The following is a 12,864-nucleotide window of genomic DNA, read 5'->3' as shown; positions in this document are numbered from 1 at the left end:
AATGACCCTGATTGCCTGCCCTACTTGCCAAAAGAAAACGCCTTGGTCCGAAGAAAACAAAGACAGACCTTTTTGCAGTGCAAAATGCAAGCTAATCGATCTAGGGGAATGGGCAAGTGAAAGCTATGCGATTCCACAACAAACCTCAGAGGAAGACGATATTTTTTCTGAGGACTTAGCGATGGACCCTAATAAGTCGTTTCTCTAACTTAACTAATAAGATACGGATTATCTACAATGGGACTGACTGATTTCTCAAGCCACAAAGCCTTGCTCATAGAAGACATGGCCGAAGCCAGAATAATGCAAAAAAAGATGCTAACCGACTTTGGTTTCCAATCGATTGATATCGCCATGAAAGCGGAAACGGCTATTGATCTACTTAAAACACAATCTTTTGACCTTATTCTATCGGATTACAATCTAGGCAATGGCAAAGATGGTCAGCAGCTACTTGAAGAAGTACGACATTCCGAACTTATCCCAAATACCGCAACGTATTTAATGGTTACCGCCGAAACCTCGATTGAAATGGTGATGGGTGCGATTGAATTTCAGCCGGATGGTTACATCACCAAACCTTTTTCACAAGCGCTATTACAACGCCGACTTGGAAAGCTTTTAGAAATGAAAGCCAAACTAAAACAGGTCAATATTGCACTTGATAAAAAAGACTTCCCTAAAGCCATCGAAGAAGCCTATAAGGTCATCGAAGCGCACCCTTCTCTAGAAGGAAAATGCCATCGAGTCATCGGTGAATGCTACTTAGAGATGAAAGAATACCGACAAGCAAAAGAGATTTTTGCGAGCGTGTTAAAAAATCGAAAAATGCCTTGGGCAGTCTTCGGTGAAGCCAGAGCCTGCTTCTACCTTAATCAACTAGAGCAATCTGAAAGCAAGTTCCGTCAATTAATGCTCGACAACCGTTTCTTTGTCAGCGCTTATGATTGGTTGGCCAAGATTAAAATTGCACAAAAAGACAATGCGGCAGCACAAGCCATTTTAATTGACGCGATTGAACGCTCGCCAAAAAACCTATTACGTCAGATGGAGCTGGGCAAACTCAGTTTAATCATTAAGGACTACAATACCGCGGAATTGGCGTTTAGACGCGCGGTATCGCTGGCCAAACACTCTTGCTATAACACGGCTGAGATATATTTAAATCATCTCTCTACTTTCGCCAAACTGTCAGAAGAAGCCCCTCTTTCATCACGCCAGAAAGAAACGTTTCAGTCTACATTGAAAAAAATACACCAATTGTTTTTTGATGACCCTGCGGTGAGAGCACAAACTTACTCCTATGAGACTGATATTTACCTTAACAGCAAAGACCCCAACAATGCGAAGAACACTCTTCAGCTATGGATTCGTGATGTGGAAACAGGCATAGCACTGGCTCCGACCAATCAGCAAAACACCCACTATAAACTCGTTCTTGAAGGTTAATCATGAAAAAGATGGACATAAGCACAATTCTTGCCAGTGCCATACATGAAAGCAAAAACCAAGTAGGCACTCTTCTTTATCAACTGCAAGGCCTCAAGGAAACGCTACCAAGCAATAATGCTAACGAATCTAAAGTCACCATGATTGAAGAGTCGCTAAAAAAGCTAAACGACGAATGGGTGGAATATCTTTATCTCTACAGACTCGCATCTAATGGTTATGAGCTGCACGTAGACACTTTTTTACTGGATGAGTTTTTAGACGACCAAGTGTTCGCATTATTAGCGTCCGCTAATGCCAAACACCTTGATCTAAGCTATCACTGTGAAAAGAGTCTAACCGGTACTTTCGATGAACGCTTAATGACCGCGGTCGTGGGAACCGCTGTCTACAATGCACTGCGCTTCGCGAAATCCAAAATTGAAATCCACGCCAGCATCGAAAAAAACTTTTTGGTGATCAGCGTTGAAGACGATGGCCAAGGCTTTAAAGCCACACCAGAAGACGAAGATACCCTGAACTCCAACACGGGATTGGGGCTTTATTTTGCCCAGCTGTCTGCCAACGCTCATGTGTGCAATGAGGCAGAGGGTTATATCAAAAAAGAGCAATCCACATCATTAGGCGGTGCAAAACTCGCGATTTATCTGCCTCAATAAATCGCTTTCATCGGCTGTCTTATGGGCTTTTAGCGCCTGTTAAGGGAGAAAAATTTCAAATCGACTACCGCCTAGCACTGACTCATTATTCAAATGAACCCAGCCACGCTGTTCACGGTTTTGATGCATGTTGGCAACCAGGTAACAATAATACCAACCTAGCATCTGATTGGTTAATCCCGAGAAATCTTGCTGTTCTATTATTTCTGAGAAGTGCTGAAGACGCTCTTCTGGATACCCCCTGCCGTTATCATCAATGATGATTTTGGTGCCATCTTCGGTTTTCTGTAAATCAATTTGAATAACGCCGTCGCTATAGCGGATGGCATTAACAATGGCGATGTCCAAAATATGGCTGACCAAATTGATGTCCACATAGCCACTAATGTCATCATTGGCAATGACCTTGATCGTGACCCCAACGCGGCGACAGAGAACGTCATGAGAAATCACTTGCTCCTCAATAAGCTCTAATAAGTAGGCATCAGTCAATCGAAAGGTGAGTTCATTTTTTTCGAGCAGATACAAGTTATGCAATTGCTCTATACCATTCTGCATACGACTAATTTCATAGTGAATGGAGGTTAAATCTGTCTCTTCTGGCGTCTTGGAGGATGAGCCCAACGGCATTTTCTCCAACGTATGCTGTAATAAATTCACAGATTGTTTCATGTCATTCATAGAGGCTATCATGACATGATGAAATTCATTTTTTATCGAGTCTCTCATGCTGAATCCTGAGGGTTATATTTTGTAATAAATGTTTTAAGCGTTTGGAGACGAGAGAACTGTTTATGATTCTCTCCCACATGATTCAACCGTTGAAAGGCTTGATGACATCGCTCTAATAGCCTGTCACTGCCTTGATCCGCTGCCATTTTTTTAATCACTGTTTGCACCAAGTTTAAATTAAGACCTGGGTGGTTAGGAGAGATTAAGAGTGCCTCTTCAAACACGGCAAGGGCCTCATCGTACTCTTGTTTCGCATAGTGATTTAACGCCTTAAAATTGAGCGCTTTAGTTTTTGCTCGAGCCCCCATAGGAAGCGGCTCATCAATAAAGTCCAAAATAGCCTGCTCTTGCTCTGACGATAGCTGTTGAACAGTGCCTTCAGATTGCCATTGGGCATTTGCCTCTTCTTTCTTGCCTGCCAAGTAAAGTGTTTTACCTAATTGAACCGAAATGTCAGGCGTTTTTAATTCAGGGGCTTCTTCGATCATTTTAATCGCGGCGTCTAAGCTTGCTAGCGCCTGCTTAGCATGACCTTGAATGCTGTATAATCGGCTTTCACAAAGGGCTTTTTTGAGACGCACATCATGTTGATCTGAATACTTTTTAGAGACTCTATTAAGAACCAGCAACGCATCGTCGGTCATTTTTTTACGCTCTCGACCTTCTAGCTCGACCGATGCCTCAGACAACAAATCAGCCAACTGGAAATATTGCTCTGGTGATTCATTAATCGTGTTCGCCGTCAGCTTCAATGCCAGATTACTGGCCTTGACCGCACTGTGAACATCACCATTCTCGCAACTCAACTCCATCATCTTTTTTTGTCGCAGCGCCACCAAGGGAGACAGTTTGACGCTTTCCTCTAGCGCTTGCTGAGCTTGACTAAAGCGCCCTTTTTTCTCAAAGCAAAAGGCCAACAAATCGTACCCTGTGGTGCTCTGTGGAAAGCTTTTTAATGTTGACTCTAAGCACTGAATCGCAGTATCCCAATCATGGCGACCAATATGCATTTTGGCCATGCCTAGCATCGCCCAATCAATATCGCGAGATTCTAACTCAGTGCTACAAAGTTGCGTCAGCGCTTGCCAAGATTCTGTGGCCAAGAAAGCATCCACCAAGGCTTTTTTACACCAAATAGAGTAGCGACCTTGGCCCGCAATATGTTCCTCACATAACCGTTGCAACTGAGGGTAGTCTTTCTTTGCTTGAGCTTCTTTCATGTTCGCAAGCGCCTCATTTTGCGCAAACAAACGCTCTAACCTTTTGCTTAACACTCCCTGAGTAAATGGCTTACCAAGGTACTCATCAGGGTGTGACTCCATAATGCCAAATACCACATCGCGACTTGTTTCTGCGGAAATCACAATGAAAATAGCATCACTTTTTAATAATTTAAGTTGCCGTAATTCTTCTAAAACTTGCTGGCCATTTTTGCCATGGCCTAACCGGAAATCACACAATACCAAGTCATATTTTCGCGCACGGCACGCCTCAATCACCCCTTTCCCTGTGGAAGTTTGGTCGACTAAGGCGAAGCCAAGCGCCACCAGCATCTGCCGTATGGATTGTCGGGAGTTTTCAAACTCATCCGCCACCAGCGCAGAATAGCTCCCATAGGAAAGAGCGTTTTTAATGGGCCCAGATCGTATCCGTGTATTTATGTCTACCATAGTCTCTCTTTTAGTTTGTTGATTTCAGATGACTGACTAATAACTGCCCAGCGTCTTTAATATGCTTTTTTAGCAATGATAATGCCGACGAGTGATCACCCGACTCAATCAATTCAAGTAATACTGCATGCTCTTTTTGACTGTGGTCTTTGTAGTTCATTGGCCCATATTGGAAGCCCAAATAACGGCTGGCTTGCTGATTTAGGGAACACACTGTCTTGTATAAGGTTGGTCTATTAGCTGGAAAATACAAGATCTTATGGAACGCCCAGTTTAATTCCCCTTTTTCCAGTAAGGTGAGTCGGGCGTTATCCAATAACCCTAAGGTGGCTTTGGCGCGCCCAATATCATCCGCTTGAATACCCTCAAACGCATAAGAAAAAAGTCTGGGCTCAAGATCTGCACGCATCAAATAAAGATCTTCTGCTTCTTGCCAGTTCAGATCTGGGATAATGTGCCCAGCTTTACCATGAGGAACCAACCAGCCCTCTGCTTTCAATTGCAAAAGCGCATCACGAACTGGAATGCGACTCACCCCATAACGATCAGATAATTCCACTTGCCTTAATGGACGACCAACGGGCAATCGGTTGTTTAATATATCGTCCTTTATTTTTTGATACAGTAGCATTGGCTCAACCTCTAGTTACTTTTTGTAAGTTTGGCTGCTAACAAGAAGACACTACCCAATACAATCCCCCAAAAAGCAGACGCAATTCCCGCAAAAGATACGCCAGAGACGGTTACTAAAAAGGTAACTAAGGCCGCTTCACGGTACTGATCATTAGACACCGCACTTTTTAAATTCATACCTATGGTCCCTAATAAAGCAATGCCCGCCAATGCCGCTATCATGCTTTTTGGAAACACTGAAAACAGAGCAACCACCGAGGTACCCGCTAATCCAGCAAGCAGATAAAAAAGCCCTGCAGATAAACCCGCAATATAACGTCGCTTAGGGTCCCGATGGCACTCATCGCCCGAGCAAATCGCCGCGGTGATGGCGGCCAAATTAAACGCAAAGCCACCCAAAGGCGCCAACACAACAGAAGCAAGCCCTGTCCAGCTGATCAAGGGAGACACTGGTGTGTGGTATTGACTGCTGCGCATAACCGCAACACCGGGGATATTTTGTGAGGTCATAGTGACGATAAACAGAGGAATACCAATGCCAATCAAAGCATTCACATTCCACTCAGGCCACACCCATACAAATTGACCTACAGACAACGGAATATGGCTCAACATAGCATCATCCGAACGTACGACGCTCAAAATAACACCGACCATAAACACAATCAAAATCACGTAACGAGGCAAAAAATACTTAACCACCAAATACGTCACCAACATGGCCGCCACTAAAAATGTGTCTGTTTTTAACGACTCAAAAATCCCCAAACCGAACTTAAACAGCACCCCTGCCAACATCGCACAAGCAATGGGCAAAGGCACTAACCGCATTAATCGATCAAATAAACCTGTGACGCCAGTAAGCAGCGTTAAGGCGCCGGCAAAGATAAACACGCCAATAGACTCTGCGTATGTGATCTGCCCCAAACTGGTTGCCAATAACGCGGCCCCAGGCGTAGACCAAGCTGTAATAACCGGGGCTTTGTACCACAAGGAAAGAAAGAAACAGCTCGCCCCCATGCCAAGCCCTAAGGCCATGATCCAAGAAACAATTGTGTGTGAATCTGCCCCCGACGCCTGAGCAGCTTGAAAAACAATGGCAACAGAACTCGCAAAGCCAACCAATACCGCAATAAAACCAGCCACCACGGCACTAAGACTTATATCTTTGAATACAGACAACGCTTATCTCCCCAATCTAGGTTTTCATTAGCACCACTATATTTCAAAAAATATATTTTTGTATACATTTTTAACAAATCGGCCTAAAAACAAAAAACCGTCACCATGCTTTGCAGGATAATTTCAAAAAATATATTTTTGTATACATTTTTAACTAATCGGCCCAAAAACAAAAAAGCCGTCACCATGCTTTGCATGATAAACGGCTTTGCGGTGGTCCACTTTTGTTGGCGATAACGCCCTATATTGCTTTGCTTTTTATTAGGCTTCTTTTATTGACCTAGGTAAGCATTCAAAAATGCTTTGGTTCGCGTTTCTTTAGGGTCTGTAAAAATTGCTTCCGGCTTGCCTTCTTCCACAATGTTCCCGTTATCAAAAAAGCACACCCGATCACTGATTTCGCGAGCAAAATACATTTCATGGGTCACCAAAAGCATAGTGAAGCTTTGCTCTTTGGCTAAGTTTCTAATCACATCCAGCACTTCATCCACTAACTCTGGATCTAAGGCCGATGTGATCTCATCCAATAATAAAATAGAAGGACGCATGGCCAGTGCCCTAGCAATACCAACGCGTTGTTTTTGTCCTCCCGATAAGTCATTTGGGTAACTGTCTGCCTTATCTGATAAGCCCACTAACTCCAATAGCTCTTCTGCAGATTTTTCCGCCTCTTGTCGAGACAAACCCTTAACTCGCATCGGTGCTTCGGTGATATTGCGCTTTACCGTCATATGAGGAAATAAGTTAAAATGCTGAAACACCATACCTAACTGATCACGCATTTTATGCAAATGCTTGTTAGAAGCCGGCACATAGGCTCCATTCCACAACATATGCCACAACGACTCCCCTCCAACATTAATGTAACCACCATCAATCCCTTCAAGAGTCATCAAAATCCTCAGCAAAGTACTCTTTCCTGATCCACTGGGGCCAATGATGGAGACAATTTCATTCTCTTCAACACGAAAATTAAAACCGTCGAAAATGGTGGTGTCACCAAACTTCTTTTGTACATTTTTAAATTCAATAATAGGCTGACTCATCGCAAGTTAAATCCTTCTTTTGGAAAACGCCTTTCAATGTGATGGATACTGTAGGCCGCCAACAAACTGAAACATAAGTACAAAACCCCAACTAGGGTAAAAGGCTCTAGGTAGCGGAAATTTTCAGAACCGATAATTTTAGCCACTTGCAGCATTTCCAATAATGTAATGGCCGATAACTGTGGGGTTTCCTTAAACATGGCAATAATGTAATTGCCCGTGGCGGGGATCATAGGGCGAATTGCTTGGGGTAAAATGATGTCTTTATAAGTGTCTAGCGTGGTTAGATTCAGCGCTCGTGAAGCCTCCCATTGGCCTTTATCTACGCCTTCAATTCCGCTGCGAAACACCTCAGACAAGTAGGCTCCATAGTGCACACCAAGGGCGATTACCCCGGTCACTAAGGGCGACATACTGATGCCAAACTCAGGCATGACGTAATACAAAAAGAATATCTGAATGAGCAAAGGAGTACTGCGGATAAACTCCATCAACCAATACACGACAATGCGTATTAGTTTGCTCGGACCACGCCTTAATAGGGCAAAAATCAACCCCACTGTGACCGCCAATAAACTGCCTAATAAAGTGGCTAACAAGGTTACTTTTGCCGCCGATAATATCATTGGCAAGACTTGCCAAACAAAAGCCCAATCCCAGGTAAGTTCAATCATTAGTTCACCCCTCCGCGGCCTAAACCTCTGCTTAGACGCTTTTCAAGATAGCGAAAAAATAGGGATAAACACTGAGCCATAGCGAAATATAACACCAACACAACGCCAAAAATCTCACCCACTTGCAATGTCATGTCAGCCAATGATTTGGCCTTAAAGGTTAGATCTGCGATTGTGATCAGAGAGACGAGCGAAGTAGCTTTGACCAATTCAATAGACAAATTGCCAAAGGGAGGAATCATATTAACGAGAGCTTGCGGCAGAATAATATGCACTAAGCGCTGCGATGCTGAAAAATTCAATGCGACCGACGCCTCATACTGCCCTTTAGGTACTGCCTGAATCGCACCCCGAACCACTTCTGTGCCATAAGCGCCTATGTTTAAACCAAGCGCAAGGACACCGGCGGTTAAAGCATCAATTGAAACGCCAAAGAAAGGCAGCACAAAATAAATCCAATACAACTGAATCAACGCAGAAGTGCCACGAAAAAATTCTATGTATACAATAGCCAACTGTTTAAAAGGAGCCGGGGCATAGAGTCTAATCAAGCCAAAAACAAACGCCATCAAAGCCGCCAGCGGCAGAGCCATGGCCACGATCTGAATCGTGACCACGGCTCCCTGGAGTAGTACGGAGACAATTTCTCCAAGTTCCATTGCAACAACTCCCTATTATTGGCAAAGCGCTGCGGTGGTCACATCGCCTGGCAATGTGTATTTACCAAAACCATATGGTTTCACCAAAGCAAGATGTTCTTTACTACCAATAAAGCTCGCTAATTGCTGGTTGAAAGCATCACGCAATGTCTCGTCCCCTGGGCGGAAACCAAACGCGCCATAACCTTTAACGGATTTACCTTTAATAATTAAATCATCAAACGGCTGAGCCAATTCGACATGACTGTCTTTGTTAGCCAACGTCGCCATAGTAAGGCTAGTGCCTGCAAGGGCATCGATACGGCCAGCTTTCAATGCCGCCACACCGGATGGGTAATCTGGTAAAGTGACAATTTTGTTCATGGCAATGCCAAAGTCTCTTGCATAACCATACTCTACCGCGCCAGACATAACGCCCAGCTTCACTGATTTTTCTTTTACATCAGCGTAACCGTTTAGTTTTTCTGGGTTGCCATTTTTGACGATAAAACCTTCACCAATGCTGTACGTCGGATTTGAGAAGAGTACCTGTCGGCAGCGCTTTGGGGTGACATACATACCGGCAGCAATCAAATCAAATCGCCCTGCTCGCAACCCTGGGATCAAAGCCCCAAACTCAGTCACGACAACCTTAATGTTTTTCACACCCAATTCATGAAGCACATGAACCGCAATACTAGGGGCTTCACCTGCCGGCTTTCCATCCGATGTGGTATAGCCATAAGGCACTTCATTGGCAACACCGATTGTCACACTGCTGTTTTCTTTAATGGTGTTCAAGGTGTCTGCTGATGCAGAAACGGTGACAAAAGAAAGCACCAAACTAATTAGAGATATAAGATATTTATTTACAAAAAAACTCATAAAGGACCTCTTCCATTGTGGTTCGTTAACATTTCTTATACATTTTCCCTTATTACACTAAATAAATTGAAGGAACTATTCAAGAATTAATTAGTCCTGTAATATTTTTAACTGTTATCTTATTTCGTCTATTTTTACTGATTTCACCTCGCCTTATGTCCTATTTCTGCTGCCACGGTATAATGTGAACTCCAGCCAAGATCAAACATGACAAGATTGTGCAAACCACCTATTAAATTTGCATATCGAGATACATCGATATAAGTTAACTCCATCTGCTTAGGTTAAAGAAATGACTCAGAACGATTTAGATAGCATCATCAAAGCGCTTTCGAACCCCGCGCGCCGTGATATTTTAGCGTGGCTCAAATCGCCAGAAATTGAGTTTCCAGAACAATGCAGCAACTACGAACATGGCGTTTGTGTCGGACAAATATTTGAAAAAGCCGGTCTATCTCAATCTACCGTGTCATCACATTTAGCCAATCTTCAACGGGCTGGTCTGGTCATTTCAAAACGACAAGGTCAATGGGTTTATTACCAACGGAATGAAGAGTGTATTGCAGAATTTGCAGACTATTTAAAACAAACTTTATAAATGTGGAGCCGTCATGTCTCAGCTATTCGAACCTATTACGGTAGGCCAATTAGAACTTAAAAACCGTATTATCATGTCCCCTCTCACACGCTGCCGCGCGAGTGAAGGAAGAGTACCAAACGATTTAATGGTCGAATATTACACTCAACGCGCTTCTGCTGGCTTAATCATCAGTGAAGCAACGTCTGTTGACCCAATGGGCGTTGGCTACCCTGATACACCGGGCATTTGGTCTGATGAGCAAGTTGAAGGCTGGAAGAAAATCACCCACGCTATTCATGAAAAAGGCGGAAAAATTGTTCTACAGTTATGGCATGTAGGGCGCATTTCTGACCCTGTCTATTTAAATGGTGAACAACCTGTTGCACCAAGCGCCATCGCAGCACAAGGGCATGTCAGCTTAGTCCGCCCTATTAAAGCCTTTGTAGAACCGAGAGCACTGGAAACTGACGAAATCAAACACATCGTTGAAGCCTACCGTGTAGGCGCAGAAAACGCTAAAAAAGCCGGTTTCGATGGTGTAGAAATTCATGGCGCGAATGGCTATTTGCCTGACCAATTTTTGCAATCGTCCACTAATCACCGTGATGATCAATACGGTGGCAGCTTAGAAAACAGAGCCAGATTCTTACTTGAGATTACTGACGCCGCCATTGACGTCTGGGGTGCTGATCGCGTTGGGGTTCACTTATCACCTCGTTGCGATGCGCATGATATGGGCGATGACAACCCAAGCGAAACATTCGGCTATGTTGCCAAAGCTCTAGCAGAAAGAAATATCGCCTTTATTTTCACCAGAGAACATTTTAATGAGCCTGGTTTGACAGCCCAAATCAAAGAACAATTTGGCGGCGTCGTCATAGGCAATGAAGCGTTAACAAAAGAACAAGCAGAAGGACTAATCAAAAGTAACACCATTGATGCGGTTGCCTTTGGTAAAGCCTACATAGCCAATCCTGACCTTGTCACACGACTTGAGCAAGATACTGAACTCAATGAACTGGACACCAACACCATGTATGGTTCTGGTCCAGCTGGCTACACTGATTATCCGTTTTTAGAAACAGAAACAGCTTAATTCAGAAACATTGTAAGCTAAATAAAAATACCAGATTAAGAAGACATTGAATTAGATTTTATGTTTTCGATCTGGTATTTTTTTGCCCGCCTATTGCGCTTGGAGTCACAGACAAAGGTTCACGGCCACTTATGACCGTTTCATAGGAATCACCAAAACCTATAGTTGGCTTTTGTAATGATTACTTACCAATGCTGAACTTCTGAGAATCCAAAATCTAAGCTATCAATATTTTTCATTGCCTGATCGTGAATGTAACGCCTAAGATCCTGCTTTTGACGCATCACCTGTAATAGGAAAACTTTCTTGCTCTCAAATTTATAGAAGATTCGACAAGGGGTTACTACAACCTCTCGGCAGCTGAACATCGGAATGTCAACAGGCAGTTTTTCTGATTCTGGCTGATGTTCTAATCGCTCTATTCTTGAAATAATATTTGTGACTAGTTTCTCAGCCGCAGATTGGTTTGATACCGAGATGTAATCTGCGATGTCATTAAGCTCACTTAATGCAGGAAGCGTTCAAACTATTTCAGCCATTTTTTCATTTGCTCTTTAGCTGACTGGTTTGAAAGTACCTGACCTTCCTTTACAGTTTTTTCACCACAAGCAATTCCTTCTAAAATAGCCATGCGTTTTTGCATCATTTCAAAGTCATCTACATCATTAATATCGGAGCAAGAGATTAGAGCGCTGTGCTACTTTTTAAGGGGTCTGACCCTGCACATCTGGCATGATTAATCTCGATGAAAACATAAAGCACTGTATTCATTAGCTTTTATATATGCCTGTCTTGATTAGAGTAATAAAGTGATGGTGCAAGCAATAAACGACCGTTCTACTGAAGCAGAGAGTACAACGGTTGCGACTAGGGTCAGAGCCCTTAAACATCAAGTGATGTGGTTGGTTGAACGCTGTGCGACTTTTTAAGGGGTATGACCCTGCACAATCAGTGTGACAGGTTCTTGTTTTTCATTTGCGCTGACGCGTCGAGCTTGCGAGACAGGCGCAAGCAAATGGAAGAGCAAGAAACGACTTTTACAGATAAAGATGTCGAATACTACAAAAGTACTGTTTTCAGAGCGAGAAGCCCAAAAAACATCCCCTCCAGCTTCCCCTTGGCAGAGGAAGAGCTAGGTCAAACCCTGTGTTTTTCCCGACTTATTTCAGACATAAAAAACCTGACTGCATTAGCTATCAGGGCTTCTTAGTGTTTAAATCTTGATAACGAGTGACTCTCACATGCGTTCCTTCATAAGAGCCCCACACAGGTGGAGGTTGTTATAGCCTGAAACGAAAAAATCCTACCCCGTTTAACGGGATAGGATTTTTCTTAAATTAAATCTTGATAACGACCTACTCTCACATGGGATCCCCCACACTACCATCGGCGATGACGCTTTTCACTTTTGAGTTCGGGATGGGATCAGGTGGTTCAACGTCTCTATGATCATCAAGAAAACTGGTATGTTTTATTAGCAATTGGCTAATAAAATCAAATTTTCTTATGCCTGATAATTCAGGACTTCTTAATTATAAGCTTGACGACGACCTACTCTCACATGGGATCCCCCACACTACCATCGGCGATGACGCTTTTCACTTCTGAGTTCGGGATGGG

Annotated in this window: 14 protein-coding genes, 1 rRNA gene and 2 pseudogenes; 6 read left to right on the top strand and 11 right to left on the bottom strand. The window is 43.4% G+C overall.

Annotated elements, in window-relative coordinates; translation table 11 throughout:
- Position 1 precedes the first annotated feature (1 nt).
- Genes yacG through ACIGBN_RS06235 form a run of 3 tightly spaced genes read left to right on the top strand, consistent with a single transcriptional unit; the run spans position 2 to position 2,108 of the window.
- On the top strand, positions 2-208 hold the full coding sequence (yacG, locus tag ACIGBN_RS06245) for a DNA gyrase inhibitor YacG (RefSeq protein WP_133004061.1): 207 nt from the start codon (positions 2-4) through the stop codon (positions 206-208).
- A 29-nt stretch (positions 209-237) separates the two neighbouring features.
- Positions 238-1,449, top strand: a complete 1,212-nt coding sequence (locus tag ACIGBN_RS06240; RefSeq protein ID WP_396664296.1) for a response regulator — start codon at positions 238-240, stop codon at positions 1,447-1,449.
- A gap of 11 nt (positions 1,450-1,460) precedes the next feature.
- On the top strand, positions 1,461-2,108 hold the full coding sequence (locus ACIGBN_RS06235; protein ID WP_341567871.1) for a HAMP domain-containing sensor histidine kinase: 648 nt from the start codon (positions 1,461-1,463) through the stop codon (positions 2,106-2,108).
- Between the two features lie 39 nt (positions 2,109-2,147).
- On the opposite strand, the gene ACIGBN_RS06230 is transcribed toward ACIGBN_RS06235, so the two are convergent.
- From ACIGBN_RS06230 to ehuB, 8 genes are all read right to left on the bottom strand, one after another.
- Positions 2,148-2,837, bottom strand: coding sequence for a sensor histidine kinase KdpD (locus ACIGBN_RS06230; protein WP_133004064.1), 690 nt, complete (start codon positions 2,835-2,837; stop codon positions 2,148-2,150).
- On the bottom strand, positions 2,834-4,510 hold the full coding sequence (locus ACIGBN_RS06225) for a tetratricopeptide repeat-containing response regulator (protein WP_133004065.1): 1,677 nt from the start codon (positions 4,508-4,510) through the stop codon (positions 2,834-2,836). Before ACIGBN_RS06225 ends, ACIGBN_RS06230 begins: the two co-directional genes overlap by 4 nt.
- 10 nt (positions 4,511-4,520) lie before the next feature.
- Positions 4,521-5,141 (bottom strand): GntR family transcriptional regulator, encoded by a 621-nt coding sequence (locus ACIGBN_RS06220; protein ID WP_396664293.1) that lies wholly within the window; start codon positions 5,139-5,141, stop codon positions 4,521-4,523.
- An 11-nt stretch (positions 5,142-5,152) separates the two neighbouring features.
- Positions 5,153-6,325: a benzoate/H(+) symporter BenE family transporter gene (locus ACIGBN_RS06215; RefSeq protein WP_396664291.1), complete on the bottom strand. Its 1,173-nt coding sequence runs from the start codon at positions 6,323-6,325 to the stop codon at positions 5,153-5,155.
- A gap of 272 nt (positions 6,326-6,597) precedes the next feature.
- Positions 6,598-7,371: an ectoine/hydroxyectoine ABC transporter ATP-binding protein EhuA gene (ehuA, locus tag ACIGBN_RS06210; RefSeq protein ID WP_133004068.1), complete on the bottom strand. Its 774-nt coding sequence runs from the start codon at positions 7,369-7,371 to the stop codon at positions 6,598-6,600.
- Positions 7,368-8,045 carry an ectoine/hydroxyectoine ABC transporter permease subunit EhuD gene (gene ehuD, locus ACIGBN_RS06205; RefSeq protein ID WP_133004069.1) on the bottom strand — a complete coding sequence of 226 codons (678 nt, stop codon included), beginning with the start codon at positions 8,043-8,045 and terminating at the stop codon, positions 7,368-7,370. Before ehuD ends, ehuA begins: the two co-directional genes overlap by 4 nt.
- Positions 8,045-8,704 (bottom strand): ectoine/hydroxyectoine ABC transporter permease subunit EhuC, encoded by a 660-nt coding sequence (ehuC, locus tag ACIGBN_RS06200; RefSeq protein ID WP_341564829.1) that lies wholly within the window; start codon positions 8,702-8,704, stop codon positions 8,045-8,047. Before ehuC ends, ehuD begins: the two co-directional genes overlap by 1 nt.
- A gap of 15 nt (positions 8,705-8,719) precedes the next feature.
- Positions 8,720-9,568 carry an ectoine/hydroxyectoine ABC transporter substrate-binding protein EhuB gene (gene ehuB / locus ACIGBN_RS06195; RefSeq protein WP_396664288.1) on the bottom strand — a complete coding sequence of 283 codons (849 nt, stop codon included), beginning with the start codon at positions 9,566-9,568 and terminating at the stop codon, positions 8,720-8,722.
- Between the two features lie 292 nt (positions 9,569-9,860).
- On the opposite strand from ehuB, the gene ACIGBN_RS06190 reads away from it, so the two are divergent.
- Positions 9,861-10,166, top strand: a complete 306-nt coding sequence (locus tag ACIGBN_RS06190; protein ID WP_341564827.1) for a helix-turn-helix transcriptional regulator — start codon at positions 9,861-9,863, stop codon at positions 10,164-10,166.
- Positions 10,167-10,179: 13 nt separating this feature from the next.
- The gene (locus ACIGBN_RS06185) at positions 10,180-11,244 is read left to right on the top strand and encodes an alkene reductase (RefSeq protein ID WP_396664286.1); all 1,065 of its coding nucleotides are present in this window, start codon (positions 10,180-10,182) and stop codon (positions 11,242-11,244) included.
- A 185-nt stretch (positions 11,245-11,429) separates the two neighbouring features.
- Here the strand turns inward: ACIGBN_RS06185 and ACIGBN_RS06180 are convergent.
- Both ACIGBN_RS06180 and ACIGBN_RS06175 read right to left on the bottom strand, forming a co-directional pair.
- Positions 11,430-11,747, bottom strand: a pseudogene (locus ACIGBN_RS06180) (type II toxin-antitoxin system RelE/ParE family toxin); the annotation flags it as partial.
- A 23-nt stretch (positions 11,748-11,770) separates the two neighbouring features.
- A pseudogene (locus ACIGBN_RS06175) lies at positions 11,771-11,908 on the bottom strand (type II toxin-antitoxin system prevent-host-death family antitoxin); the annotation flags it as partial.
- Positions 11,909-12,259: 351 nt separating this feature from the next.
- Between ACIGBN_RS06175 and ACIGBN_RS06170 the strand changes: the two are divergent.
- Entirely contained in the window at positions 12,260-12,454 is a 195-nt protein-coding gene (locus tag ACIGBN_RS06170) for a hypothetical protein (protein ID WP_396664284.1), read from the top strand.
- A 132-nt stretch (positions 12,455-12,586) separates the two neighbouring features.
- On the opposite strand, the gene rrf is transcribed toward ACIGBN_RS06170, so the two are convergent.
- A 5S ribosomal RNA gene (gene rrf, locus ACIGBN_RS06165) occupies positions 12,587-12,701 on the bottom strand.
- Positions 12,702-12,864 lie beyond the last annotated feature (163 nt).

This window comes from Marinomonas sp. NPDC078689 (assembly GCF_044542435.1).
GTDB lineage: Bacteria > Pseudomonadota > Gammaproteobacteria > Pseudomonadales > Marinomonadaceae > Marinomonas > Marinomonas arenicola.
Note: the sequence above shows the minus strand (reverse complement) of the source record. Positions and strands in the feature narration are given on the sequence as shown.